Source organism: Herbaspirillum sp. VT-16-41 (assembly GCF_001994935.1).
Taxonomy (GTDB): Bacteria; Pseudomonadota; Gammaproteobacteria; order Burkholderiales; family Burkholderiaceae_D; genus Herbaspirillum; species Herbaspirillum frisingense.
Genome location: NZ_MUXB01000079.1, coordinates 86,631 through 112,190, shown reverse-complemented (window position 1 = coordinate 112,190; position 25,560 = coordinate 86,631). Strand labels below are relative to the sequence as shown.

Below are 25,560 nucleotides of genomic sequence, written 5' to 3'. Positions count from 1 at the left end.
TCTCCACCGCCATCACAGACAAGACCCCATGCCATTACGCCCTCCGCGCGCAATCCTGTTCGACCTTGACGGCACCCTCGCCGATACCGCGCCCGACCTTGCGGCGGCCGCCAATTTCCTGCGCCAGGAGCGCGGCCTGGACGATGCGCCCTATGAGCAGCTTCGCCCGGTCGCCTCGGCCGGTGCACGCGGCCTGATCGGGGCAGCGCTCGGCATCCATCCCGAGCACGACGAATATGAAGCGCTGCGCGTGCGCTTCCTGGATCGCTACGAAGCCAACATGAGCCAGCACAGCCGCCTGTTCGATGGCATCCCCGAACTGCTGGCACAGCTGGAATCGCGCCAGATCGCCTGGGGCATCGTCACCAACAAGGCTGCGCGCTTCACCGACGTGCTAGCCCCGCAGATCGGCCTGGGCCACGCTGCCTGCATCGTCTCCGGCGATACCACCCCGCACCCCAAGCCCCACCCCGCACCGCTGCTGGAAGCCGCACGGCGCCTGCAACTGGCGCCCGAGGATTGCTGGTACGTCGGCGACGACCTGCGCGACATCCAGGCTGGCCGGGCCGCCAGCATGCCCACCATCGCCGCGGCCTGGGGCTACTGCGGCCACAGCGAGCCCACCGGATGGGATGCCGATGCCCTGCTGCACGCCCCGCTGCAGATCCTCACCCTCCTCTCCTGATCCGCCAGCGGCGCCCAGCGGAAACTTTGGCGCCGCTTTCCCCTCCTAGCCTGCGCCAGCCTCACGTGTCACAGTGACGACGCCTCGCATTAGAATGACGGCAGACAGGCTCACCGCCGACACATCACAATCAGAACCGGCCTCCCTTGCAAGGATTGCAGCCATTGCAGCCAATGCAGCCGACGGGCCGGCACCGACAAGGGAAAACCGCAATGACCAAGCCGGGCACCGCCTCTTTCACCCAGCACCCCGCATGGCAGCGTCTGCGCCGCCCCCTCAGATGGCTGGGCTGGATCCTGGTCGTCCTGCTGGTGCTGGCCGCCCTCAGCTGGGCCGCCCTGCCGGCGCTGGTGCGCAAGATCGCCGTCGATCAGACCCAGGCCCAGATCGGCCGCAAGCTCTCTATCGGCGAGATCAGCTTCAATCCCTTCCGGCTGGCGCTGCGGGCCTCCGATATCACGCTCTTCGAAGCCGACGGCAAGAGTGCCTTCTTCAGCGCCCAATCATTGCTGGTGGACGCCTCCTCGGCCTCACTGCTACGCATGGCACCGGTACTGGATGAGATCAAGCTGACCACTCCGCAACTGCATGTCATCCGCCTGGACGCCAATGGCAGCGGCCACTACAACTTCTCCGACATCCTCGACCGTCTGGCTGCACAGCCCAAGAGCGAAGGCCAGGCCCGCTTCTCGCTGGCCAACGTGCAATTGCAGGATGGCGCAATCCACTTCGAAGACAAGGTTAGCGGCAAAAACATCGACATCGCCGCCCTACAACTCGGCCTGCCCTTCATCTCCAACCTGCCCGGCAACATCGACAGTTTCGTGCAGCCGCAACTTGCCGCCACCATCAACGGCACGCCGCTGCACCTGAAGGGTCGCAGCAAACCCTTCACCTCGTCGCAGGAATCGGCATTCGCCATCGACATCGACCAGCTGGACCTGGTCAGCTACCTACCCTTCGTCCCCGCCGAACTGCCCCTGGCCGTCCAGAGCGCCAAACTCACCACCAGGCTGGACCTGGGCTTCAGTCGCAAGGAAGACAAGCCCACTGTGACCCTGGCCGGTGATATCCGGATCGATGACATTTCCTTGCAGGACAAGGCCAAGGCCCCGCTGCTCAAGGCCAAGTCACTGGCCGTGCAGCTCGGACAATTCGACCTGCTGGCCGCCAGCGGCGAGATCAGCCAGGTCAGCCTGGAACAGCCGCAAGTCTGGGTCGACATGAATGCCCGCGGCGAAATCAACTGGTTGCGCGCCCTCGGCAGCGGTACCAGCAACAGCAAGGCGCCGGCCAAACCGGGCGCCACGCCAGCGCAGGCCAGCACACCGGCACCGGCGACTCCGGCTGCACCGGCGACACCCGCACCAGCGGCCCCGATCGTCCTGCAACAACTGAAAGTAAACGGCGGCGACATCCACTGGCGTGACCAGGCCAACGCCAGCCCGGCGCAGGACATCAAGCTCTCCAAACTGGAGCTCAATGCCACCGGCCTGTCGACCGCCGTCGATGCCAAGCCCGCCCAACTGAACCTGTCGGTGACGGAAAACGGTCACGGCACGCTGGCCTTCGACGGTCAGGTCCAGCCGCTCAAGGCGCAGGTCAATGGCCAGCTCAAGATGGAACGCATCGACCTTGCCGCCTACCGCAACTACCTGGCGCGCAGCCCCGTCACCGACATCGCCGGCAAGCTCTCCGGTAACTCCACCCTGCAACTGCGCGATGGGCACATCAAGCTCGACGACACCAGCGTGGACCTGGCCGACCTGCGCCTGACGCCGCCCGGCAAGGGCGCCCAGCCGATCAGCCTGCAGTCCCTGTCATTGCAGGCGAAAAATCTCAGCGACACGCTGGACCAGCCCATCCCCTTCAAGCTGCAGGCACGCTTCGACAAAGCCGGCGGTGCCGAACTGAGCGGCCAGGCTGCGCCCCACCTGAAGCAGCTGGACCTCGACCTGGACGTCAAGGACCTGCCCATCACGCCCTTCCAGCACTACTTCACCAATGTCCTCAACGTGACCTTCAGTAGCGGCCTGGTCAGCGCCAAGGGCAAGCTGGCCGTCACGCCGCCGCTGGAGACAAGGGCGAGGCTGCCGTCACCAACCTGCGCATGCAGGACAAGGTCACCTCCACCGACTTCCTGCGCTGGCGTACCCTGGCCGTGAGTGGCATCCAGGCCAAACTGGGGGGACGCACGCAAGTGGCGCTGGAGAAGATTACCCTGTCCAACTTCTACGCCCGCGCCATCCTCTCCGACAAGGGCCGCCTGAACCTGCAGGACATCGTCGTGGCCGACGCCCAGGAACAGGGCTCGATCACCGACGACAGCAAGAAGGACACCAAGGAGGCCAAGCCCGGCAACGCGGGCAACACCGGCAGCTCCCGCAAGACCACCTCCACCGCCCCGGTAACCACGCCGGCCGCCTCCGCTGATGCCCCCATCGTACGCATCGGTCAGGTGGTCCTGGAAGGCGGCAACATCAACTACACCGACAACTTCGTCAAACCCAACTACACCGCCAACATGACTGGCCTGGCCGGCACCATCGGCCAGATCTCCTCGGAGAAACCGCAGCCCGCTCCCGTCAACATCAGCGGCAAGATCGACAACGATGCCCCGCTGCAGATTTCCGGCTCGCTCAATCCCTTGTTCAAGCCTATGTACCTGGATCTCAAGGCCAGCGCCAACGGCGTGCAACTGCCGCGCCTGACACCGTACTCCGCCAAGTATGCCGGCTATCCGATCACCAAGGGCAAGCTGTCCATGGACGTGCAATACAAGATCGAGAACGACAAGCTGGTCGCCCAGAACGACCTGCGCATCGAACAGCTGACCTTCGGCGAACGCGTGGACAGCCCCGACGCCACCAAGCTGCCGGTCATGCTGGCGGTATCGCTGCTCAAGGACCGTGACGGCAATATCAATCTCAACCTGCCGATCTCAGGCTCGCTCTCCGACCCCGAGTTCTCGGTCGGCGGCATCATCGTACGGGTCTTCGTGAATCTGATCGTCAAGGCCGTCACCTCGCCCTTTGCCCTCATCGGATCGATGTTCCGTGCCGACGAGCACATCGGCGAACTACGCTATATCGAGTTCGCGCCGGGCTCTTCCGAGGTCACCGACGAGGTCCGCAAGAAGCTCGATGCGCTGGGCTATGTCCTGCACGAACGCCCCGGCATCAAGCTCGACATCACCGGCCGCGTCGATCCTCAGGTCGATGACCAGGGCCTGCGCCAGGAAGCCCTGGAACGCAAGATGCGCGGCCTGAAACGCGCCGACCTGATCGCCCGCGAAGGCCAGCCCTCCGGCCCGGTGCGCATCAGCCCGGCCGAGCGCGGCAAGTATCTGGAGCGCGTCTACAAGGACAGCAAGTTCGACAAGCCGCGCAACATGATCGGGTTGTCCAAGTCCTTACCGCCGGAAGAGATGGAAAAGATGATCCTGGAACATACCGAGGTCACCCAGGATGATCTGCGCAATCTGGCCCAGCGTCGTGCCGACCAGGTGCGCAATTACCTGCAGGAGCAAAGCGTGATCGACCCGGCGCGCATCTTCCTGATCGCCCCACGGCTGGACGGCACCGGCATTCCAGCCAAGGAGCCCAAGGCGCGGGTGGAACTGACGATCCAGTGATTGGATGAATGAACGGATGAATGGATGAACGGAATGGACCCCGGACCTTGAAAAGCCCGGCCACGCCCATACAACAAGGAGTAGGTTATAATTTACCTCCCGCCGAAAAGCGGGCGCCTCTCTAGCGGGAGGCAAGCGTAATACGCAGGTTCAAGCGCCCAGCTGGATTTGCGAAGCTTCAACACTCACGGGGCCGACTTGGTTTCGACAGGGGTTGCAAAGCGGAACAGGGCATGCCGAGGACTGGTTACCTCGTTAATCCATCCGGAACTGCTTAAATGCAAACGACGAATCTTACGCTCTCGCAGCGTAAATCGCACCTAGAAACCTAAGAAACTTCTAGCTCTACAGCACTTCTTCCCTGGGGTGTGCTGGCAACAGCGGTAGAGTCATTTACAGGGAATCGTGGCGTATCGGGTTACTTGATACGTCATTAAATCCAAGGTAACTCGTCCTGTCGAAGCGTGTGCGTCCGCGTCGCCAGGATCAAAACCAATTGACTGCACTACGCATGTAGAACTGTCTGTAGAGTGCTTCTGGACGCGGGTTCGATTCCCGCCGGCTCCACCAATACAAAGCCCCGGCTCGTCCGGGGCTTTTTTGTGTTTTATGTAGATCGTACCCAATATTCGTTGATTAGCTCCTACGCTCATAACAACGCTCCACTAAAAGACCTGCTCAACGGAAAATCGAGCCTGATAGGTCAAAGCGTCTCAGCGTGGCAGCCGCTATCCTGTCTGATAGACTTGCGACGATTTAAAACGACTTTGACGCTTCAAGCTAAACACCAATGCCATCAACTCCGAACCGTGGGTCACTGCCATCGATGTTGCCCGATATTTGGGCGTAGTGAAGGAAGCCGTCTGCCGCTGGCGCGAGCAGAAAGGCCTGCCCGTGCTCAAGATCGGGCGGCTTTGGAAATGCCAGTTTTCTAATGTAGATCAATGGGTACATGCAGGCGGCGCCGATGATGAGATCCAAAACGCGAGAGACCAAAATTGAATCCACCAGGGGAACGGATCAACAATCGCTGGCGGCGCAGTGGGGCCATGACATGGAAATGCTATCGGACGACGTGTGCAATATCTGCGATCGATAGCCGATAGAACCTGGGCCGTACAGCGGCTCTGGGCCAATCAATCAAAAGCTTCTATCGACCGAGAGCAGTAAAGAGGGGCGATAGACCTGAGCTCAGTGAGAGGGGAACTCATATGACACCAGAAACCAAAGCACGTCAGCAGATCGACCTGAAACTGGAACAAGCCGGCTGGGTTGTACAAGACATGAAGCAACTCAACCTCGGCGCAGCGGTGGGTGTAGCGGTGCGCGAATACCCGTAGCTCTACCTTCGGTCGACGAGCAGATCGAGATTATTAGTGTGCTAAAGGCGCAGTTAGTGGCAACGGACGAACAAGGCCAGACAATCGATATCTCCCTCAAACAAACTACTGCCCAACGTCAAAATATCCTGCGCGCCGCTTTTACTGGCGAATTAGTACCGCAAGACCCAGCCGACGAACCTGCTAGCCTGCTACTGGAACGCATCCGTGCCGAGCGGACTGCGCAGGTGTTAGGGAAAAAGCCGCGTGGTCGGAAGACTAAGGATATGCATGAAACAAGCATTTAACCCACTACAACTAGAGTTCATCCCAGCCCTCATCAGGAGTACACCATGATTCGATCAATCCAAATTGATGGTTTCAAGTCCATTGTTTCGCAAACCATTGAACTGGGGCGTGTGAACTGCTTCATCGGAGCCAATGGTGTGGGCAAAAGCAATGTGCTGGAAGCTATCGGCGTTTTGAGCGCCGCGGCGAGCGGCAAAGCAGATGACGAATCGTTGTTACGTCGCGGTGTGCGACCGGGCGTTCCCCGTTTGTACAAAACGTCGTTCGAATCCGCCAAAGTACCGGTGCATATCGGCATTCAAGCGCAAAGCGAAGGCGCAAGCTATCGCGTTTCCTTGCTCAATCCTTTGGAAAACCCAGAGCCTGCTTGGTCATTCAAAACCGAGCGACTAACTGCGGGCGCGGAGGAAATCGTCTCGGATGGCGTACGAAATAGGCGCAACCTGACACCCACCGCTGGACTGGCTGCGCTGAAACTGGTTGAAGTGCCGGTTGATAGCCCTGCAGCCATATTGATGCAGACGTTGCAAACGTTCGCGATTTACTCGCCCAACACTCCGACGCTGCGTGCCATGGTCAGTGACCCGCAATCTCGCAACCCTCTGGGCCTGTCTGGTGGAAGCTTGGCGGAAGCTTTTGCTGAGTTTCGCAAAACCATCCTCGATCATGACGAAGACTTGCTGGATGACATCTTTGAATTGATGGACTGGGTTGCCGACATTCAGACTACAACCTCTGCGGGCGCCTTGCTCTCACCATCCGTTGCCCGTACCAAAGATGTGTTGAAATTCACCGACCGCTTTATGCGAAAGAGCCGCAACACGCTGACGGCCTACGATGCCAGCGAAGGGGCGTTGTATGTGTTGTTCTGCGCCATCTTGTGCCTATCGCCGCATGCGCCAAAGATGTTGGCCATTGACAACCTCGATCAGGCTCTGAATCCGCGCTTGGTTGCACGTCTGACTGCCAAGTTAGCAGGATGGCTGGCGCGTGCAGATTCATCCCGGCAATTGCTGTTTACGGCGCATAACCCCGCTGTGCTGGATGGACTGAATTTGAGCGACTCAGAAGTCAGGTTGTTTGCTGTTGAGCGCAACAGTGAAGGCCACACGGTTATCCGCCGTATTGAACTCAGTGAGGAATTGCTGAGGATGAACGCCAATTATCCGCTTTCGCGCCTGTGGTTAATGGGTAACCTGGGGGCTATGCCGAATGTCTGATCCTAGGATTGCCTTGATTTCCGAAGGCCCCACCGATTTCATCATCATTGAAGCTGCCCTTAAGTCCGTTCTGCAGCGACCGTTTGTGCTCACTCAACTGCAGCCGGAACCTACTCGCCCGGAAATGGGTGGTGGCTGGGGCGGTGTATTCAAGTGGTGTCAGGAGTTCCGCTTGCGCGGAGCAGCTAGCATCGAAACGGATGCCACGCTGTCGGTATTTGATTTGGTAATCATCCATCTGGATGCAGATGTTGCAGGCAGGCAGTATGCAGACTGTGGTCCCGCAGTAGAGCAAGCAGCGGCTAACCTACAAGCATTACCGTGCGACCGACCGTGCCCGCCCCCCGTGGATACGGTGGCCGCATTGGAAATGGTGCTACTGAGTTGGCTGGGCATTGCCGCAGCCGGACCAAAGAGCTTGCTTTGCATCCCCTCCAAAGCCAGCGATGCCTGGTTGGCTGCGGCCGCACTGCCTAGCGAACATGTCTTGCTGACTGGTTTGGAATGCCGTCTCGATCTTGAAAGGGCTTTGTCGCAATTGCCCAAAGGGCAAAAGATCAAGAAATCGGTTCGTGAATACAGGTCGCGCGCCGAGGCTATCACCCAGAAATGGCAGCAAGTAAAAGACCATTGCACGCAAGCCTGCGTGTTTGAACAACGCATTCAACCAATTGCACAGGCGCTTTCCCCATGAACACGAATACCCTCGTCCAGAAAGTCTGGAATTTTTGCCACACCTTGCGCGACGATGGCGTGGGCTATGGCGATTACCTCGAACAGCTCACCTACCTGCTCTTTCTGAAGCTGGCGCACGAATACGCGCAAGAGCCCTACAACCGTGATACTCACATCCCAAAAGGCTTTGACTGGTCCAGCCTGACATCCAAGGTTGGCGAACCACTTGAGGCGCAATACCTCGCCACGCTACACAAGCTGGGCAACGAGCCGGGCATGCTGGGCGCAATCTTTTTCAAGGCCCAGAACAAGATTCAGGACCCAGCCAAGCTCTCACGTCTATTGCAGTTGATTGATGCCGAAAGCTGGATCAGCCTGGACGCGGACACCAAGGGCGATCTGTACGAAGGTTTGCTGCAGAAGAATGCCGAAGACACCAAGAGTGGCGCAGGCCAGTATTTCACGCCACGGGCGTTGATCGAAGCCATGGTTGCCTGCGTGCGACCCGAACCCATGAAAACGATTGCCGATCCTGCCTGCGGTACGGGCGGTTTTTTCTTGGGTGCCTATAACTGGCTGACGCGCCCGGATGCCAAGCTGAACAAGCGCCAGAAAGAATTCCTGCGCTACCAAACCTTCTTCGGCAATGAAATCGTGCCTAACACCCGCCGCATGTGCTTGATGAACCTGTTCCTGCACAACATTGGCGAATTGGAAGGTGAACCCTCTATTGATCGCTCTGATGCCCTGATCTCCGAGCCCAAGCGCAAAGTGGATTACGTGCTGGCCAACCCGCCATTTGGCAAGAAGAGCAGCATGACCATCACCAATGAAGAAGGTGAGGAAGACAAGGAGGCGCTGACCTACGAGCGGCAGGACTTCTGGGAAACCACGTCGAACAAGCAGCTCAACTTCCTGCAACACATCGTCAGCATGCTCAAGGTGGATGGCAAAGCGGCCGTGGTGTTACCTGACAATGTGCTCTTTGAAGGCGGCGCAGGCGAAAAGATCCGACGTAAGTTGCTGGAGAACTGCGATGTGCACACGGTGCTGCGTTTACCTACGGGCATCTTCTACGCACAGGGCGTAAAGGCCAACGTGGTGTTCTTCGATGCCAAACCCAAGGACGGAAAAATCCACACCAAGGGTATTTGGTTCTACGATTTGCGCACCAACAAGCATTTCACGTTGAAGACGCGCACGCTCAAGTTAGACGATCTGCAGGATTTCATCACCTGCTACAACCCGGAAAATCGCCACAAGCGCGTGGCTACCGAACGGTTCAAGTTCTTCAATTATGAGGAATTGATGGCACGCGACAAGGGCAGTCTGGACATCTTCTGGCTCAAGGACGACAGCCTGGACAACCTCGACGATCTACCGCCGCCGGACGTTTTGCAGCAGGAGATCATTGAGCATCTGGAAGCAGCATTGGCATCGTTCCGGGATGTAGCGGCGGGCCTGCGGAGCAGCTGAATCTTTTGGGTGCTGCACGCGTTGGAACTATCCAGAAATTCAGGATGGCTGGCACCAGTCAGCAGCTAACCGCGCCCATATTCATTTGCTAAGGAGGTTGATCGGCACTCGATCAACCATTCGTCACCATACACATTTTCAGCTCATCTCAAGCACATTAAAAACCCTTATCAGTCAAACACTTAGGGAATTTTTCATTGCAAAACCACAGACCCCTTGCCGCTGCCGACCGACCTCACGAATCCTCCACATCCTGAAATCACGCCGCATACTGTTGGTGAAATGACCCAGCGAAACCAGCTCACCTTAAGCAGCTAAGGCTAAAGCCACAGCTGGTGTCTTTGACCTGCGTCGGCAGCTCGTCTCTAGTTCTGAACTGTCCAACTTCCGGGAGCAGGTCATACAAACGGTATGCTTTGCTCGAACGTGAACAGCTTCTCGGGATCGTACTTTCTCTTCACCCGCATCAGTCGTGTCAGATTGCCGCCGTAATAGGCCTTGGCCCAGTGGGGCAGGTTCCGGCTGGGGAAATTCACGTAGGACTGCGGCAGCATATAGCACTGCATGTCCTCGAAGTAAGCGGCCAGCCATGCCTGTTGCCGGCGCACCGTGTCAGGATGATCGATCGGCGCCCAGGCACTCTCCATCTCGAAGATGTAATTGGCATTGCGGTGCACATACGCGGTGGCGTCCGCCGCCACCTCCCTGACCTTGCCGCCGATGGCGAACAGGATGCCCATGTTCTGCGGCAGCAGCGAGCCGCCGGGCCATTTCATCATCCAGCGCAGCATGGTTTCCAGCGCTTCCGGCGGCAGCTTGTCGGCGACGTAGCTCGAACGCAGATCGTACATGCCATTCGGATCATCGGTGATGAGGTAGTCGCGTGCTTGCCAGTAGCTCATCTGGCGGATGTCCTGCTTGATCGGTTTGACCATACTGAGCGCCGGTGCCAGCACTTCCAGCGCCTTTTCGCGCGGACCGAAGAACTGGCCCAAGGTGGTCACCAGCAGCTGGTCGCGCTTCGGATACGCACCTGGCGCGCTGGGATAGGCCTTGGTGCGGGTGGAGATATGCTGCGCGTGCTCGTTCTGGATCGCCTGCAGGGCAAGCAGCAATTCGACCTGCTTCTCGCCCGGCCACACGATGTTGAAGATGGTCACATCGTCCTTGACCTCATGCAATTCGAAGCTGAATGCGGTGTTGACGCCAAAGTTGCCGCCACCCCCGCCGCGCAGCGCCCAGAACAGGTCGCTGTAATCGCCGCCGGCATCGGCGGAGACCTGCTTGCCGCTGGCCAGCACCAGGTCGGTCTGCACCAGGCTGTCGCAGGTCAGGCCCGCGTGGGTCGCGGAAAAACCCCAGCCACCGCCCAGCACCAGGCCGCTGGCGCCCACAGTCGGGCAACGACCTGAGGGGATTGCGAAATTGGTACCGCTGAAAGCGTCGGCCATATCCTGATTGCAGGCACCGGCCTGGATGTAGCCACGGTTCTTGTCGAGGTCGTACCACACCTTGTTCATCGCCTTGACGTCGATCAGCAAGCCCCGGGTGGTGGAGAATCCAGCGTAGTTGTGGCCGCCCGAGCGGATCGCAAACGGCTCGCGATGGTCGGCCGCCCAGCGCAGACACAGCTGGACGTCATGCGCGTCGGCGCACATCGCCACGGCGCGCGGCAGGATGTCGGCATAGCGGGCATTGTTGGGTGCAGCGGCCATTGCATAGCCCATTTCACCCGGGAAGATCAGACGGCCGTGCATGCTGCTGCGCAGGGCTCGCAGGTTTCTGGGGGAATGCAGCGCGGGCGCGGCGAGCAGCGCCGAAGGAACACTTCCCGCATACAGCAATGCCGCCCCGGCCTGCAAAAATTTGCGACGCGGCAGGTTTTCGAAGTAACTCATTCTTCCCCCCAAGTGAATTTTTTCAGCAACGTATTGATAACGTCTTGGCGAACGATTCTAACTCAGCAATATGTCGTCACAGAAACGCCCGCTCGGATGCGGGAGGAAAGCGGCAGCGCCGGAATATCCAGGCTGGATGCTGGCCACGCAAAGTGCTGACCGCCTGGGTCCGGTGGATCTCTGGGGCGAAGCTCTGCACTCCTGAGGCAGCGGACGCAGCTCTTCCGTGCAATCCTTCAGCGCGGCCTTTCAGCGCCTGGGCGAGGTCAGGACCGTGGACATGTACTCCAGCGCAAAGTCCACGAAGGTCCTGGCCCGCAGCGGCAGGTTGCGCCGCGCCGGATAGACCACGTGCGCCGGCAGCGTGCTGGCTTCCCACTTCGGTAGCAGTCGCACCAGCCGGCCGGAGACCAGATCCTCCTCGACCAGCCAGGTCGGCAACGCCGCCACGCCGAGGTCCATGCGCGCTGCTTCGCGCAGGCTGGTCACGCCTTCGGATTGCAGCAGCGGGCGTACCTGCAGGCGACTTTCTTCCCCGTCCCGATACAGCGTTACCTCGCGCGTACCGCCAAAGGTAGCGGACGAGAGGATCACCCACGGCCATTCCTGCAGGTCTTCCGGACGACGGCAGCGGCGGTGTGCCGCCACCAGCCCGGGCGACGCCACCACATGACGGCGGATCTGTCCCAGGGAGCGCGCCACCACCCGGTCGTCGGTCAGCTCGCCAGCGATGATGCCAACGTCGCAGCCCTCCTCGATCATGTGCAGCGGACGGTTCGAATAGGCCAGTTCCATCGTCACGCCGGGGTGGGCGTGGATGAAACTGCTGATGAGACGACTCACCACGGTCTGCCCGAAGTCGATGGTGGAAAACACCCGGATGTTGCCCTGCAGTCCGCCCTGTTCCAGCCTCAGTCGTTGCTGGGCTTCATCGGCCAGTTCGATGATGGCACGGGCATCATGCAGGAAGCGCTGGCCGGTCTCGGTCAGGCTCATGCGATGGGTATCGCGCCTGAGCAGCTCGGCACCGCACTGCTGTTCCAATGCACTCAACTGCCGGCTCAGGGTCGGCTGGGCCATCTGCAGCGACCGTGCAGCCGCGGAGATGCTGCCGCATTCGACGATGGCAACGAAGCTGCGCAACAGGAGCAGATCATCGAACATGGCTATGCAATAAGTGGATAAGCGATATGTCGATTATACGACTACAGCAGAAGCGATCCCGGTGAGATGATTCTTCCATGCCGTTCCGTCCCAATGACTTTCCATTCAGGAGAAAAACCATGACCAGTATCGCCAATACCGCTTCCGGCTCCCGTTCCAGCAACAAGGTCGCCATCGTCACCGGCGCATCACGTGGCATCGGGGCGGCCATCGCCAGGCGCCTGGCGGCCGACGGCATCGCCGTCATCATCAACTATGCCGGTCGCAAGGCCGACGCAGACGCGGTCGTGGCCGGGATCGAAGCCGCCGGCGGACGGGCTGCCGCCGTCCAGGCCGATGTCGCCGTACCGGCCCAGGTGGCCGCCATGGTTGATCAGGCTTGCACGCTTTTCGGTGGCGTCGACTTCCTGGTCAATAACGCCGGCATCATCCAGCCCGGCCTGACCATGCTGGCCGACACCGATGACGAGCTCTTCGACCGCTTGATCGCCATCAACCTCAAGGGAAGCTTCAACACCATGCGCATCGCCGCCAAACGGCTACGCGACGGTGGCCGCATCGTCAACTTTTCCAGCAGCGTGAAGGCCCTGGCGTTGCCCGGCTATTCGGTCTATGCCGGCACCAAGGCGGCGGTGGAGGCCATGACCAACATCTTCGCCAAGGAACTGCGCGGACGCGGCATCACCGTCAATGCCGTGGCGCCGGGACCGACCGCCACCGATCTCTTCCTCAAGGACAAGACCGAGGCCCAGATCGAACACCTGGCCAAGCTGCCGCCGCTGGAACGCCTGGCGCAGCCGGACGATATCGCCGAGGTGGTGGCCTTCCTGGTCAGCCCGGCCGGCGGCTGGATCAACGGCCAGACCATCCGCGCCAATGGCGGCATGGTCTGAGCCCACGCTCAGCGCACCGGATAATCCACCTGATGCCGCGCGATGCGCAGGCTGCCCAGTTGCTGGCGCACGGCCAGGTGGGCGGGATGGTCGGCATAGGCACGCAAGGCCTCGGCACTGTCGAATTCAGTGACCAGCACCACGTCACAGGCGTAATCGACGCCACTGACGTCGGTGCCGACCTCCAGATGGCGCAGGCCGGGAATGCGGCCGGCCAGCCCTTCGAAGGCTTGCCTGACCTGTTCGACATTGGCCAGATGCGGCGCGCTACCGCGCTCGCCCTGGATGTCCCACATCACGATGTGCCGAACTGCCATCTCAGTTCCCCGCACCCGGTGCATGGCCATGCCAGGCATTTTCCAGCAAGGCGCGCAAGGCAGCCCGCTCCAGCGGACGTGGATTGGCGTAGGCATTCTGCAAGGCGATATCGGTGCAGCGATCAAGCTCTTCATGGGGCATGCCCAGCTCGCGCAGCGACAACGGCGCCTGCAGCGCGCGCGCCAGCGCATGCACGCCCTGTGCCGCGTCCTCGCTACCGAGGGCGCGGGCGATGCGCTGCATGGCTTGCGGCGCGGCGGGCGCATTGTAGGCCAGTGCATGCGGCAGGATCACGGTGTGGGTCTCGGCATGCGGCAGGTTGTAGCTGCCGCCCAGCGTGTGGCACAGCTTGTGATGCAGCGACATGCCGACATTGCCCAGCACCGTCCCGCACAGCCAGGCGCCGTACAGGCATTGGCTGCGGGCGTCCAGGTCATCGGCGCGCAGGACGATCTGCGGCAGCCCTTCGGCCAGGGCGCGGATACCCTCCTCGGCCAGCATCGACATGATGGGATTGGCATCGGGCGCGTACAAACCCTCGGCCGCATGCGCCATGGCATTGATGCCGCTGGTGACCGACAAGGGCAGCGGCAGGCCCAGGCTCAACTCGGGATCGTAGATCACCGTGCGCGGCAAGACGCGCACATCGCGCCCGGTCTTCTTGAGGCCGGCTTCGGTGATGCCGTAGATCGGCGTCATCTCGCTGCCGGCATAGGTGGTCGGGATGGCCAGGATGGGCAAATCCGATTCCAGCGCGATGGCCTTGCCCAGGCCCATGGTGGAACCGCCGCCGATGGCGATGGCGCAGTCGGCCTCCAGTTCGCGGGCGACTTCGCGGGCGTGGCGCGCGGTCTCGATGGGCACATGCATGACGGCCTGGTCGAAGATGCCGGCGCAGCGCTCGCCGATCAGCGCGGCCACGCGTTCGGCCTCGGCACGCTGGCCCGGGGTGCACAGCACCAGCGCGCGGCGGGCGCCCAACTGCTCGGTTTCGCGGACCAGATGTTGCAGGCTGCCGGCGCCGAAGATCACACGGGCGGCAGCGCTGGTGTAGGTAAAGGCTTGCATGGCGGTCTCGGTTCAGTTGCGCTGGGGATTGAGGATGAAATCATAGTGCAGCGTGTAGAAGGGCTGCTCGCAATGGCTGCCATCGGGGGCGATGCCCGCTTCATGGCGCGGCCAGTCGGCAATCAGCGTGGAACGCACGCCGAACACGGCATCCGAGTCCAGGTAGTGGTCGCCACGGCGGAACACGTGGGTGATCAATGTTTCATAGCCCTCGGCCCGGATGCGAAAGTGCAGGTGGGCCGGACGCCACGGATGCCGCCCCAGCTTGTCCAGCATCCGCCCTACCGGGCCATCATGCGGGATCGGATAGGAGTTGGCCAGGATGCTGCGGAAATGGAAGTGCCCCTGGGCGTCGGTCTGCAGGGTGCCACGGGCTTGCAGCTGGTCCAGGTCGGGATACTGCACGTCGTAGAAGCCATCCTCGTCGGCCTGCCAGACTTCCAGCGTGGCATGGGCCAGCGGCTGCCCATCCAGTCCGCGCACACTGCCACTGACAAAGCAGGGCTCGCCCCGTGCGCCGTTGGCGATGTCGGCACCCAGTTCGTAGCGCGGTGAATTCTCGACATGGAAAGGACCGAACACCGTGGCCTCGGTGCAACCGGCGGGCTTGTGGTTCTGCTGCGCCATCACCAGCGTGGACAGGCCCAGGGTGTCGGAGAGGAGGATGAATTCCTGGCGCTTGTCGGAACACATCTGGCCGGTCTCGGTGAGAAACCGGATGCCCTCGAACCATTCTTCCTCGGTCAGCTTGACCTCGCGGGCGAAGGCGTGCAGGTGCTGCACCAGGCTGGTCATGATCTGCCGCAGGCGCTCGTCGGGCATGCCTGCATGGCGGGCCAGCACGGCCTGGGTGATGGTGTCTTCGTTCAGGTTGAGCATGGTCTCCTCGCTTATTTTGGGTGGATCGTCCGGATTTTTCCGCTGGGCGTTAATATAGGCCGGTTTTTTGGAGGGATATATGCCGGAAGTGGAAAACTGTTTTCCACCCGGCCATGACGGGAGACCCGGGTGGACCGCTGGAGCCAATTCGAACTCTTCGTGCAGGTAGCCGAGCTGGGCAGCCTGTCGCGTGCGGCAGAGGTGCTGGGCATGTCCAATGCCGCGGCCAGCCGCAGCCTGGCGGCGCTGGAAGAACGCCTGGGTGCACGCCTGGTGGAGCGCAGCACGCGCCGCCTGGGGCTGAGCCAGACCGGCGAAGCCTTCTACCGCCAATGCAAGGCGGCCCTGGTGCAGATGAAGGAGGCCGAGGAACTGGTCAACGCCAATAGCGTGGCGCCCAGCGGCATGCTGCGGGTGACCTCCTCGCTGTCGTTCTGCATGAAGCACATCAGCCCCATCCTGCCGCGCTTTCACCGGCTCTATCCGGACATCACGCTGGACCTGGTGGCGGCCAATCGCTATGTCGACCTGCTCGACAGTGGCATCGATGTGGCCATCCGCACCCGCGAGTTCGAACCGGACTCCAACATCGCCGTGCGCCGCCTGGCCTCGACCCGCCGCATCCTGGCCGCCGCTCCGGGTTACCTGGCCGCACGTGGCGTACCGCGCACGCTGGAGGACCTGGCCACGCACGACCTGCTGGTCTACAGCCATGCCAACCAGCCCAACAGCCTGCGCTTTCACCACCGTCAGGCCGGCGAACGCACGCTGGAGATCAGCGCCCTGATGCAATCCAACGACGGCCAGATCATCCGGGCCGCCGCGCTGGAGGGGCTGGGCATCCTGATCCAGCCCAATTACATCATCTACGACGACGTCGTCGCCGGCCGGCTGGTGCCGGTGCTGGATGACTGGGACCTGCCGCGCCTGACCATCAATATCGCCTACCAGGGGCGCAAGCACCTGCCGGCCAAGGTCCGGGTGTTCATCGATTTCCTGGTCCAGCACTTCGAGGAGATGGACTACGAGCGCAAATGGACGCGCTGAACGGTCTGGCTCGAACACTATAATACCGATTGGTAAATAAAAAATACCGAGTAGTAGCGTTCGCCTTTCTTTGGTAGTAATCTAGCGAGCATGTGAAGCGCCGCGCATTGGTGCACCCGACCTTCGCCCTGAGGAATGACCCGCATGTCCATCGCTACCGCCCTGTTCACCCTGTTTGCCTCCCTGTCTTCGTCTTACCGGCGGCGCCTGATGACAGGCATCGCTCTCGGCCTGCAACTCTCCCTGGCCGGGACCGCCTTCGCGCAGGCCGCTCCGCAAGCCACCCCACCCTGGCGCGAAGTGCTGCCGCAGGCGCAGACAGTGGGCAGCGGCACCATGCGCTGGCTGGGCCTGCGCATCTATGACGCCACCCTGTGGGCGCCGCAGCGCCCGCTGGACGACAACCAGCCTTTCGCGCTGCAACTGGATTACAAGGTCGGCATCAGCCGCGACCGGCTGGCCAATACCTCCATCGACGAAATCCAGCGCATGAGTCCGGCGCCGATCCCCGGCCCCACGCTGGCGCGCTGGAAGAGCGAGCTCAGCCGCGCCTTCGTCGATGTCGCCGATGGCGATGAACTGGTGGGCGTCTATCTGCCCCGACGTGGCATGCGGCTCTATGACAGGAACAAGCTGCTGGCCGAGATCGCCGATCCCGAACTGGCACGCGCCTTCTTCAATATCTGGCTCGGCCAGCCCAGCCGTGACGACAGCCTGCGACGCCGCCTGCTGGGGGAAACGCCTTGAGTGCAGGCACCGCCCGCCTGCCCGGGCGCTGGCACGACCCGGCCTACGGTATGCTGGGCGCACCGCTGGCGATGGCGGCGCTGCCGCTGTTCGTACAGCTGCCGGCGTATTACGCCAGCCATGTCGGCGTGGCACTGGCCCCGCTGGGGTGGGTCTTGTTCGCCGCACGCCTGCTGGACATGCTGCAGGACCCGCTCTTCGGTCATCTGCTGGATCACTCGGCGCAACGCCAGAAGCGCTGGATGGGCCTGGCCGCGCTGGTGCTGGCACTGGCTTTCGTCTGCCTGTGGAATCCTCCCGCCACGCCCCAGGCCGCCATGCCCTGGCTGGTCGGCATGCTGGTGTTGGCCTATGGCGCGCACAGCATGCTGAGCATCGCCTACCTGTCATGGGGCTCGCGCCTGCCTGACGATGGTCTGCGCGCCGTGGCCTGGCGCGAGGCAGCCGGGTTGGTCGGGGTGATCGTTGCCAGCGTGGTGCCGGTGGGCATCCTGGCCGCCGACCCGGCGCAGGTAACGGCCCGTCTCAATATGTATTGCCTGTTCTTTGCCGCCGTGCTGGGCGTGGCGCTAGTGCTGTTGCTGCGCCAGCCGGCGCCGCCCACCGTGGCAGCCGGGCAGCCGTGGCGACAGGCGCTGACCAGCCTGTGGGCCAATCGCGCCTTCCGCGCCCTGTTGCCCCCCTATCTGCTCAATGCCCTGTCGGCTGCCATTCCGGCCACGCTGGCGCTGTTCTTCATCGAAGATCAATTGCAGGAGAAGGCCCTCGCCGGCCTGTTCCTGGCCGCCTATTTCGGCGCGGCCGCGCTGGGCCTGCCGCTGTGGAGTGCGCTGGCGCGCAAGGTCGGCGCGGTGGCCTGCTGGCGCCTGGCCATGCTGCTATCGACCGCGGGCTTCATCGGCGCGGCGTGGCTGGGGCCGGGCGATCGCCTAGCCTTCCTTGCCGTGTGCCTGGCCACCGGTGCCGCACTGGGCGCCGACCTGCTGCTGCCGCCGGTCTTGCTGGCGCGGGTCGTCACCGGGCGCGGCTCGGTGGGCGCGGCCTTTGGCATCCTCACCATGCTGGGCAAGCTGGCGCTGGCCCTGGCCGGCATCGCGCTCCCCATCCTGTCGGCCCTGGATTACCACCCTGGCCAGGGCCCCGGCACCAGCCTGCCCCTGGTCTATGCCGCCCTGCCCTGCCTGCTCAAGCTCTGCGCCTTCGTGGCACTGAGCCGCTATGGGCGCAGGCATCCTTTTTGACGCATCAGCATGAAGAAGAAAGACACGTCCTCGTCGCATCCGGCCCGCACTCTGCGCCTGGTCCTGGGTGACCAGCTCAACCCGCTGCACTCCTGGTTCGATGCCGTCGATCCCGAGGTGGTCTACGTGCTCATGGAAGTCCGTTCGGAAACCGACTACGTGCTGCACCACGCGCAGAAGATCCTGGCCATCTTCGCCGCCATGCGTGCCTTTGCCGCGCGCCTGCGCGCCGACGGCCACCGGGTCCGCTACATCAGCCTGGACGATGCCAGCAACCGCCAGTCGCTGCCGGCCAACCTCTCGGCCTTGATAGCCCACTACCAGGCCCAGGAGGTGCAATGGCAGGCGCCGGATGAATGGCGGGTCGACCAGACCTTGCAACAATGGGCCGAGGGCCAGGCGCTGCCGGCGACTGTGGTCGATACCGAGCACTTCCTCACCGCCCGCCATGAACTGCCGCGCCTCTTCGCCGGGCGCAAGCAATGGCTGATGGAGCACTTCTACCGGCAGATGCGCCGCCGCTTCGAACTGCTGCTTGATGCGGCCGGCCAGCCCGAGGGCGGTCAATGGAATTTCGACCACGACAATCGCAAGCGCTGGCCCGGTACTCCGCCCGAACCGGAAGACTGGCGCGCACCGCACGACCACGGCGCGCTATGGCAGATGCTGCAGCAACAGGGCGTGGCCAGCTTCGGCGAGCCGCAGGCCAAGCAGTTGCGCTGGCCACTGGATCGCGACGAAGCCCTGCAGCACCTGGAGCATTTCATCACCCGCGTGCTGCCCTGCTTCGGCGACTATGAAGACGCGATGAGCAGCCGGGCCCAGCGCCTGTTCCACTCGCTGCTGTCGTTCGCGCTCAACGTCAAGATGCTGCAGCCGCTGGAGGTGGTCCGTCGCGCCGAGCAGGCCTATCGCGATGGCGATGCGCCGCTGGCGGCGGTGGAGGGCTTCATCCGCCAGATCATCGGCTGGCGCGAATACGTGCGGGGCATCTACTGGTCTCAGATGCCCGGCTATGACGAACGCAATGCCCTGGCACACCGGCTGCCGCTGCCGGCCTGGTTCTGGACCGGCCAGACCCGCATGCGCTGCCTGCAGCACGCCATCGGCCAGTCGTTGCAGACGGCACATGCGCATCACATCCAGCGCCTGATGGTCATCGGCAACTTCGCCCTGCTGGCCGGACTGGACCCCAAGGAACTGCACCACTGGTACCTGGGCATCTACATCGATGCCTTCGAATGGGTGGAACTGCCCAACACCCTGGGCATGAGCCAATGGGCCGACGGCGGCATCATCGCCACCAAGCCCTATGTCAGCAGCGCCGCCTATATCGGGCGCATGAGCGACTATTGCCAGGGCTGCGCCTACGATCCCAAGCAGAAGACCGGCGAGGACGCCTGCCCCTTCAATGCCTTGTACTGGGATTTTTTCCTGCGCCACCGTTCCACCTTCGGCAACAACCCCCGCATGGGCATGGCCTACCAGCAACTCAAGAAGATGGACCAGGCCGATATCACCCGCCTGCAGGAACAGGCCGCCACCCTGCGCGCTCGCCTGGACAGTCTCTAGGGCTGGCACGGGGCATCGTCGGCGGAAACTCCCGCCGGCCGATAACTTCTGCTGGATTGCCCAAAAGCAGGCAAAATACACAAAATCTGACGAACTCACGAAATTCCCTGCCTGATGCGGTCGTCGAAACTGACTGCGCGGCAAGACTGTTGCTTTTCGTCGAAAACCGATTATACCGAATTCAAATTTTATCTAACGAATTTGATTTATTTGTGTAATATACCAATAATGGATTTATGAAAACCGCAAAGACAATCAGCTCCGAGGTCTGCACCACGCAGGAAGCGGCCCATATCCTGGGCATTTCGGTGTCCTCCGTTCAGCAACTGGTCGAGGCCGGCATCATCGAAGCCTGGAAGACCAAGGGCGGTCACCGTCGCATTCCGCTGGCTGCCGTGCATGCCTACAAGGCCACGCCGGGTAGCTCCGGCGACGCTGCCGAGTACAGTCGCAACGCGCCGGCACCGCGCCCTGGCAATGGCCGCACCGCCGTACTGGTGATCGAGGACAACCGCCTGCAACGCGAGCTGTATGCAAGCGCGCTCGGTTCCTGGGGGCTGCCGCTGGATCTGGTCTATTGCGACAACGGTTACAAGGCATTGCTGGAGATCGCGCGCAGCAAACCCGACGTGGTGCTGGCCGATATCGTGATGGAAGGCATGGACGGCTACGAAGTGGTCAAGACCATCCTCAACGATCCACAGCTGCGCGATGTGAGCATCGCCATCGTCAGCAGCCTGGATCAGGACGAGATGGCGCAGCGTGGCGGTATTCCGGCAGGGGTGGTGTTCTTCCCCAAACCGGTCAATTTTGATGAATTACGCGGCTACATGCGGGCCTGTTGTGCACGCAGGGAGCGCGAGTCCCGCTAGGGACTACCACTGGAAAGGCCAGCAGCGCCATGGATGACCGGAAAACCTCTCTCTTGCCCCTCCGGTTTGCGCGCATCGATCTGCGCCTGGCGCTGGGGCTGTTTTCCCTGCTGCTGATCTGCGGTCTGTGGCTTGGAGCGCTCAAGGAGCTGCAGAGCAGCCGCGAAAACCACCTGCAGGACGCCCGTCGCGATGCCCAGTCGCTCTCGCGGCTGTTCCTGGAACATGCCTACCGCACCATCGAAGCAGCCGACCAGGCTGCCGTCTACCTGCGTTACCGCTATGGTGAACGCGGCCCGGCACTGGACCTGGCCAACGAGATCGACAATGGCCTGGTGGCACGCAACGTCTACAACCTCTTCACCATCGTCGACCGCAACGGTGACGTGGTGCTCTCCAGCAAGCCCTTCACACCCCTGAACCTGTCCGACCGCGAACACATCCAGGTTCACATGCATGGCGGTGAAGACAAGCTTTTCATCAGTACCCCGGTACTGGGCCGCGTCTCCAAGAAATGGTCGCTGCAGCTCACGCGACGCATCAACCGCCCCGACGGCGGCTTCGGCGGCGTGGTGGTGGTCTCGATGGACCCGCAATACTTCACCAGCCTGTACCACCAGATCGATGTCGGCCATCACGGCGTGATCACCCTGGTCGGTGCCGATGGCGTGGCACGGGTGCGCCGCACCGGCGACATGGACGCCATGGGCGAGCAGGTGCGCGGCGGCAAGGTCTACGCTGCCATGCTGGCCCAGGGCAGCGGCGTGGTGGAAGCCGCCAGCCGGGTCGACGGCCGCGAGCGCATCTACGCCTTCCAGAAGTTGCGCGACTACCCGCTCTACGCCTCGGTGGGCATCGACATCGAAGAACGCCTGGCCCCCTACTACCGCGAACGCAACCGTACCCTCACGCTGGCGACCCTGATCACGCTGGCGGTGCTGGTATTCAATGCGGTACTGATCTGGATGGCCGGCTCGCTGCAACGCAGCCGCCAGGACGCCATGCAGGCCAACCAGGCCAAGTCGCGCTTCCTGTCCAACATGTCGCATGAGTTCCGCACCCCGCTCAACGGCGTGCTCGGCTATTCGGACGCCTTGCGCGAGGAGCTGGGGGAGTCGCCCCTGGCGCAGTACGCCACGGCCATCCACGACAGTGGTAATCGCCTGCTGGACCTGGTCAATGCCATCCTGGAGGTGACCGAACTGGAAGACCGCCGCGTAACCGTTCACATGGCACCGGAAAACCTGCGCGAACTGGTCGGGCAGGCTATCGCCCGCCACTATGCGGCTGCCCGCGACAAGGGTGTGCTGCTGGAATGCCGCATTGCAGACGACGTCCCGCAGCTGCTGGTATGCGACCAGCGCAAGGTGCTGCGCGTGCTGGAAAACCTGATCGGCAACGCCGTACGCTATACCGACACAGGCCGCATCATGGTCGAGGTCGAGCGCAGTGCCGCCGACCAGCTCGACATCCATATCAAAGACACCGGCATCGGCATTCCACCCGCGCAACTGGAGACCATCTTCGAGAAGTTCACCCAGGCCGACGACAGCGTGCGCCGTTCAAGGGATGGCGCCGGTCTCGGACTGACCATTGCCCAGCGTCTGGTAACGCTCATGGGGGGCAAACTCGTGTTACAGTCCAAACAACATCAGGGATCGACTTTCAGCTTCACATTGCCAATAGAAGAGCCGAAATAAAACGGCGGCAAAGAAATGAAAACACAGGGGGGAACCGTGCATCCGGGCCAGTCAGCGAGCGACTATCTTCATATCGATCCCAGCGATCTGCTGGAGGCCGTAGGCGGCGATGCGCGCACCGTCGCGGCGCTGGCACGTACCTTCCTCGACAGTGCACCTGACATCTTTTCGCGACTGGAACAGGCGACCCTGGCCGGCAATGCCGACGCCGCCCGCCACGAGAGCCACACCCTCAAGGGCATGTGCGCCCTGTTCAACGCCCGTGTACTGACCGCCCTGCTGCTGCAGACCGAACAGGCCGGCCGCCAGGGCCAGACGCCACGCCCCGAAGAACTGGTGCAACTGCAGGTCAGCTTCGGGCTGGTACTGGATGAGATCCGGCGCTACGCCCACGCGCCCATGTCTGCCTGAATCAGGCCTGCATCCACGTCCACCCACGCCGTACCTGCCTGCACGACATGAGCCAGCCCCTGCCTGCCCCCCGCACCGCGCCGCTGCGGCCCCGCATCCGCCGCTCCGCGGTCACGCTGGGCGTACTGCTGCTGGGCCTGCTGATGACCACCCTCATCGTCTCAGGCGCATTGCTGTATCGGGCCAGTCTCAACGACTGGCGCAACGATCTGTCCACCCTCTCCACCGTGCTGGCAGAAAGCACGGCCCAGACCATGTCCTCGGCGCGTCTGGTGATCGACAGCATCCAGTACGACATCGAAGTGGCCAACATCGATGATGAGCTGCAACTCCGCCAGCATGTTGGCAGTGCCGATTTTTCGCAGGCGCTGCGCGAGAAGATCCGCGGACTGCCCTTCATTTCCGGCGTCGGCATCAGCAACGCCGACGGTCGCATCATCGCGCTCTCGCGTGTCCATCCGGCGCCTCCGCTGGACCTGAGCGACCGCGACTACTATCTGCACCACAGCAAATCGGCCTCGACCGAAGATTTCCTCGGAGAAACCGTCAATTCACGTGCCGCCGGCGTGCCGACCTTCTACCTGAGCCGGCGCATCAATGATCGCCAGGGGCGCATGCTGGCCATCGTGGTGGTGGCCCTGCCCTGCACCTTCTTTGAAGACTTCTTCAGTGCCGTCACCAAGGACAAGCCGTTTTCCATCCTGCTCTCGCGCCAGGATGAAAAAGCCCTGATCAGCACCGCCCTGGTCCACGCCACTGATGCCGAGCGCGACATCACGCCGCTGGCTGAACTGCATCCGCAACGACCTTCCAACCAGGATGGCCGCGCCCCCTACTATTTCATGCAGCAGCATTGGCTGGGCATACACCGGCCGGTGCGCAATGCGCCGATGTTTCTGGAGATCGGCGTCACCGACAAGGTCTATTTCGGCGAATGGCTGGAATCCATGTACCCGCTCATGCTGGTGGCGGCCATCAGCCTGGTCGGCCTGATCGGTGGTTTCGCCGTGGCCTTGCGCCAGGCCCAGCGCCGCGAGCAGGACGCCTTGCTGGCCATGCAGTTGAAGGAAGAAGCCGACCAGGCCAACGAGGCCAAGTCACGCTTTCTGGCCATGGTCAGCCATGAAATCCGCACACCCATGAATGGCATCCTGGGCCTGTCCGAACTGCTGATGGAATCGGGCCTGTCCAGCAAACAGCGCCACTATGCCGACAGCATCCACAATGCCAGCAGCGGCCTGGTGCGCATCATCAACGACATCCTGGACTTTTCCAAGATCGAATCCGGCAAGCTGGACCTGGAAGAGGTGGCCTTCCATCCGGCCCGCCTGGCGCGCGATGTGGCCGAGCTGTATCGCCCGTCGATCCACAACCGGGAGGTGGAGTTCGACCTGCGCATCGACTGCGACGAAAGCCTGTGCCTGGTGGGCGATCCCTCGCGCCTGAAACAGGTGCTGGGCAACCTGCTGAGCAACGCCATCAAGTTCACCCCGGCCGGGCACGTGCGCCTGAGCATGTCGGCACGAAAGGAAGAATCGGGGCTCAACCGCTGGCGGCTGTTCTTTGCCGTTGCCGACAGCGGCATCGGCATCACACCGGAAGCCCTGGCGCAACTGTTCCAGCCATTCACCCAGGCCGACAACACGATCTCGCGCCGCTTCGGGGGCACCGGGCTGGGCCTGGCAATCAGCAAGAATCTGGTGGAATTGATGGGTGGAAAGATCGCCTGCCAGAGCGTACCGGGCCAGTCGACCCGCTTCAGCTTCGATATCCTCTGCGCCGAAGGCGCGCAGCCGCTGCCCGGCGCCGGCTCACTCTCGCCATCCCCGGTACTGACGGCTTCTACCGTGCAAGCGGAGCAAGCGCCGGCCGCGTCACTCAGTGCGCAGAGCCCGGTGCAGGAGGCGCCCTCCCCCGGCGCCCCTGCCAGCCTCCCCTCGACGGTGATGAACGGCGCCCGCATCCTGGTGGCCGAAGATACCGACATCAACCGCCAGCTCCTGCGCATCCTGCTGGCGCGTCGTGGCTGTGTCCTGCAGGAAGTGGAAAACGGTTTGCTGGCGGTCGACGCCATACGCCACGGCCAGTACGACCTGGTGCTCATGGACTGCATGATGCCTGTCATGGATGGCTACCAGGCCACCGCCGAAATCCGTGCCATCGAACAGGCCCAGGCTCGCCCGCGCACCCCCATCGTCGCCCTTACGGCCAGCGCCATCGAAGGTGATCGCCAGCGCTGCCTGGACGCCGGCATGGACGATTACCTCAGCAAGCCCTTCACCCAGGTGGGCTTGATGAATACCGTCGAAAAATGGCTGCAGCAAAACCCCCACGCTGGAAAATCCCCGAATCAGGAAAATCCCTAAGAAAATAAAACAACTGCTTAATTTGTTTTATTTGATTTATTTGCTTTTCCTCCCTATGATGGTCCC

The 25,560-nt window shown here is 62.1% G+C and carries 23 protein-coding genes and 1 other RNA gene; 19 read left to right on the top strand and 5 right to left on the bottom strand.

Annotation, left to right across the window (positions count from 1 at the left end):
- The first annotated feature begins 28 nt into the window (after positions 1–28).
- The 10 genes from BTM36_RS05460 to BTM36_RS05420 all read left to right on the top strand — a co-directional run bounded on the left by BTM36_RS05460 (position 29) and on the right by BTM36_RS05420 (position 9,318).
- Positions 29–685 carry an HAD family hydrolase gene (locus tag BTM36_RS05460; protein WP_006462109.1) on the top strand — a complete coding sequence of 219 codons (657 nt, stop codon included), beginning with the start codon at positions 29–31 and terminating at the stop codon, positions 683–685.
- A gap of 212 nt (positions 686–897) precedes the next feature.
- Positions 898–2,850: a DUF748 domain-containing protein gene (locus BTM36_RS29420; RefSeq protein ID WP_306460530.1), complete on the top strand. Its 1,953-nt coding sequence runs from the start codon at positions 898–900 to the stop codon at positions 2,848–2,850.
- On the top strand, positions 2,796–4,319 hold the full coding sequence (locus BTM36_RS29415) for a DUF748 domain-containing protein (protein WP_306460529.1): 1,524 nt from the start codon (positions 2,796–2,798) through the stop codon (positions 4,317–4,319). Before BTM36_RS29420 ends, BTM36_RS29415 begins: the two co-directional genes overlap by 55 nt.
- Before the next feature lie 189 nt (positions 4,320–4,508).
- Positions 4,509–4,889, top strand: a transfer-messenger RNA (tmRNA) gene (gene ssrA / locus BTM36_RS05450).
- Positions 4,890–5,114: 225 nt separating this feature from the next.
- Positions 5,115–5,321, top strand: a complete 207-nt coding sequence (locus BTM36_RS05445) for a helix-turn-helix domain-containing protein (RefSeq protein ID WP_077235493.1) — start codon at positions 5,115–5,117, stop codon at positions 5,319–5,321.
- 209 nt (positions 5,322–5,530) lie between these two features.
- On the top strand, positions 5,531–5,659 hold the full coding sequence (locus BTM36_RS29250; RefSeq protein WP_256385234.1) for a hypothetical protein: 129 nt from the start codon (positions 5,531–5,533) through the stop codon (positions 5,657–5,659).
- Positions 5,660–5,715: 56 nt separating this feature from the next.
- On the top strand, positions 5,716–5,946 hold the full coding sequence (locus BTM36_RS05435) for a hypothetical protein (protein ID WP_139347083.1): 231 nt from the start codon (positions 5,716–5,718) through the stop codon (positions 5,944–5,946).
- 45 nt (positions 5,947–5,991) lie between these two features.
- Positions 5,992–7,167: an AAA family ATPase gene (locus BTM36_RS05430; protein ID WP_077235491.1), complete on the top strand. Its 1,176-nt coding sequence runs from the start codon at positions 5,992–5,994 to the stop codon at positions 7,165–7,167.
- Positions 7,160–7,861 carry a hypothetical protein gene (locus BTM36_RS05425; RefSeq protein WP_077235490.1) on the top strand — a complete coding sequence of 234 codons (702 nt, stop codon included), beginning with the start codon at positions 7,160–7,162 and terminating at the stop codon, positions 7,859–7,861. The genes BTM36_RS05430 and BTM36_RS05425 overlap by 8 nt, the downstream gene beginning before the upstream one ends.
- On the top strand, positions 7,858–9,318 hold the full coding sequence (locus BTM36_RS05420; RefSeq protein ID WP_077235489.1) for a class I SAM-dependent DNA methyltransferase: 1,461 nt from the start codon (positions 7,858–7,860) through the stop codon (positions 9,316–9,318). Before BTM36_RS05425 ends, BTM36_RS05420 begins: the two co-directional genes overlap by 4 nt.
- Before the next feature lie 398 nt (positions 9,319–9,716).
- Here BTM36_RS05420 and BTM36_RS05415 read toward each other — a convergent pair whose 3' ends face one another.
- Both BTM36_RS05415 and BTM36_RS05410 read right to left on the bottom strand, forming a co-directional pair.
- A complete protein-coding gene (locus BTM36_RS05415; protein WP_077235488.1) occupies positions 9,717–11,216 on the bottom strand; it encodes an FAD-binding oxidoreductase in 1,500 nt (499 codons plus the stop codon).
- A 249-nt stretch (positions 11,217–11,465) separates the two neighbouring features.
- Positions 11,466–12,380: a LysR family transcriptional regulator gene (locus tag BTM36_RS05410; protein WP_077235487.1), complete on the bottom strand. Its 915-nt coding sequence runs from the start codon at positions 12,378–12,380 to the stop codon at positions 11,466–11,468.
- Positions 12,381–12,499: 119 nt separating this feature from the next.
- Between BTM36_RS05410 and BTM36_RS05405 the strand changes: the two genes are divergently transcribed.
- Positions 12,500–13,273, top strand: coding sequence for an SDR family oxidoreductase (locus BTM36_RS05405; RefSeq protein ID WP_077235486.1), 774 nt, complete (start codon positions 12,500–12,502; stop codon positions 13,271–13,273).
- 8 nt (positions 13,274–13,281) lie between these two features.
- Here BTM36_RS05405 and BTM36_RS05400 read toward each other — a convergent pair whose 3' ends face one another.
- The 3 genes from BTM36_RS05400 to BTM36_RS05390 are packed head-to-tail and all read right to left on the bottom strand — an operon-like array spanning position 13,282 to position 15,538.
- Entirely contained in the window at positions 13,282–13,590 is a 309-nt protein-coding gene (locus BTM36_RS05400; RefSeq protein WP_039874383.1) for a Dabb family protein, read from the bottom strand.
- A 1-nt stretch (position 13,591) separates the two neighbouring features.
- Complete coding sequence (locus tag BTM36_RS05395) at positions 13,592–14,659, bottom strand: maleylacetate reductase (protein ID WP_077235485.1); 1,068 nt, start codon at positions 14,657–14,659, stop codon at positions 13,592–13,594.
- Between the two features lie 12 nt (positions 14,660–14,671).
- Positions 14,672–15,538: an intradiol ring-cleavage dioxygenase gene (locus BTM36_RS05390; protein WP_077235484.1), complete on the bottom strand. Its 867-nt coding sequence runs from the start codon at positions 15,536–15,538 to the stop codon at positions 14,672–14,674.
- 129 nt (positions 15,539–15,667) lie between these two features.
- Between BTM36_RS05390 and BTM36_RS05385 the strand changes: the two genes are divergently transcribed.
- From BTM36_RS05385 to BTM36_RS05350, 8 genes are all read left to right on the top strand, one after another.
- The gene (locus BTM36_RS05385; protein WP_077235483.1) at positions 15,668–16,585 is read left to right on the top strand and encodes a LysR family transcriptional regulator; all 918 of its coding nucleotides are present in this window, start codon (positions 15,668–15,670) and stop codon (positions 16,583–16,585) included.
- Between the two features lie 144 nt (positions 16,586–16,729).
- The gene (locus BTM36_RS05380) at positions 16,730–17,332 is read left to right on the top strand and encodes a chalcone isomerase family protein (protein WP_077235482.1); all 603 of its coding nucleotides are present in this window, start codon (positions 16,730–16,732) and stop codon (positions 17,330–17,332) included.
- Between the two features lie 50 nt (positions 17,333–17,382).
- Positions 17,383–18,573 carry an MFS transporter gene (locus tag BTM36_RS05375; RefSeq protein WP_139347087.1) on the top strand — a complete coding sequence of 397 codons (1,191 nt, stop codon included), beginning with the start codon at positions 17,383–17,385 and terminating at the stop codon, positions 18,571–18,573.
- Between the two features lie 9 nt (positions 18,574–18,582).
- Complete coding sequence (locus tag BTM36_RS05370; protein WP_077235480.1) at positions 18,583–20,145, top strand: cryptochrome/photolyase family protein; 1,563 nt, start codon at positions 18,583–18,585, stop codon at positions 20,143–20,145.
- Between the two features lie 236 nt (positions 20,146–20,381).
- Positions 20,382–21,017 carry a response regulator gene (locus BTM36_RS05365; protein ID WP_006462088.1) on the top strand — a complete coding sequence of 212 codons (636 nt, stop codon included), beginning with the start codon at positions 20,382–20,384 and terminating at the stop codon, positions 21,015–21,017.
- Between the two features lie 53 nt (positions 21,018–21,070).
- Complete coding sequence (locus tag BTM36_RS05360) at positions 21,071–22,717, top strand: ATP-binding protein (protein ID WP_006462087.1); 1,647 nt, start codon at positions 21,071–21,073, stop codon at positions 22,715–22,717.
- A 15-nt stretch (positions 22,718–22,732) separates the two neighbouring features.
- Complete coding sequence (locus tag BTM36_RS05355; protein ID WP_077235479.1) at positions 22,733–23,128, top strand: Hpt domain-containing protein; 396 nt, start codon at positions 22,733–22,735, stop codon at positions 23,126–23,128.
- A gap of 47 nt (positions 23,129–23,175) precedes the next feature.
- The gene (locus BTM36_RS05350) at positions 23,176–25,494 is read left to right on the top strand and encodes an ATP-binding protein (protein WP_139347081.1); all 2,319 of its coding nucleotides are present in this window, start codon (positions 23,176–23,178) and stop codon (positions 25,492–25,494) included.
- Positions 25,495–25,560: the final 66 nt, after the last annotated feature.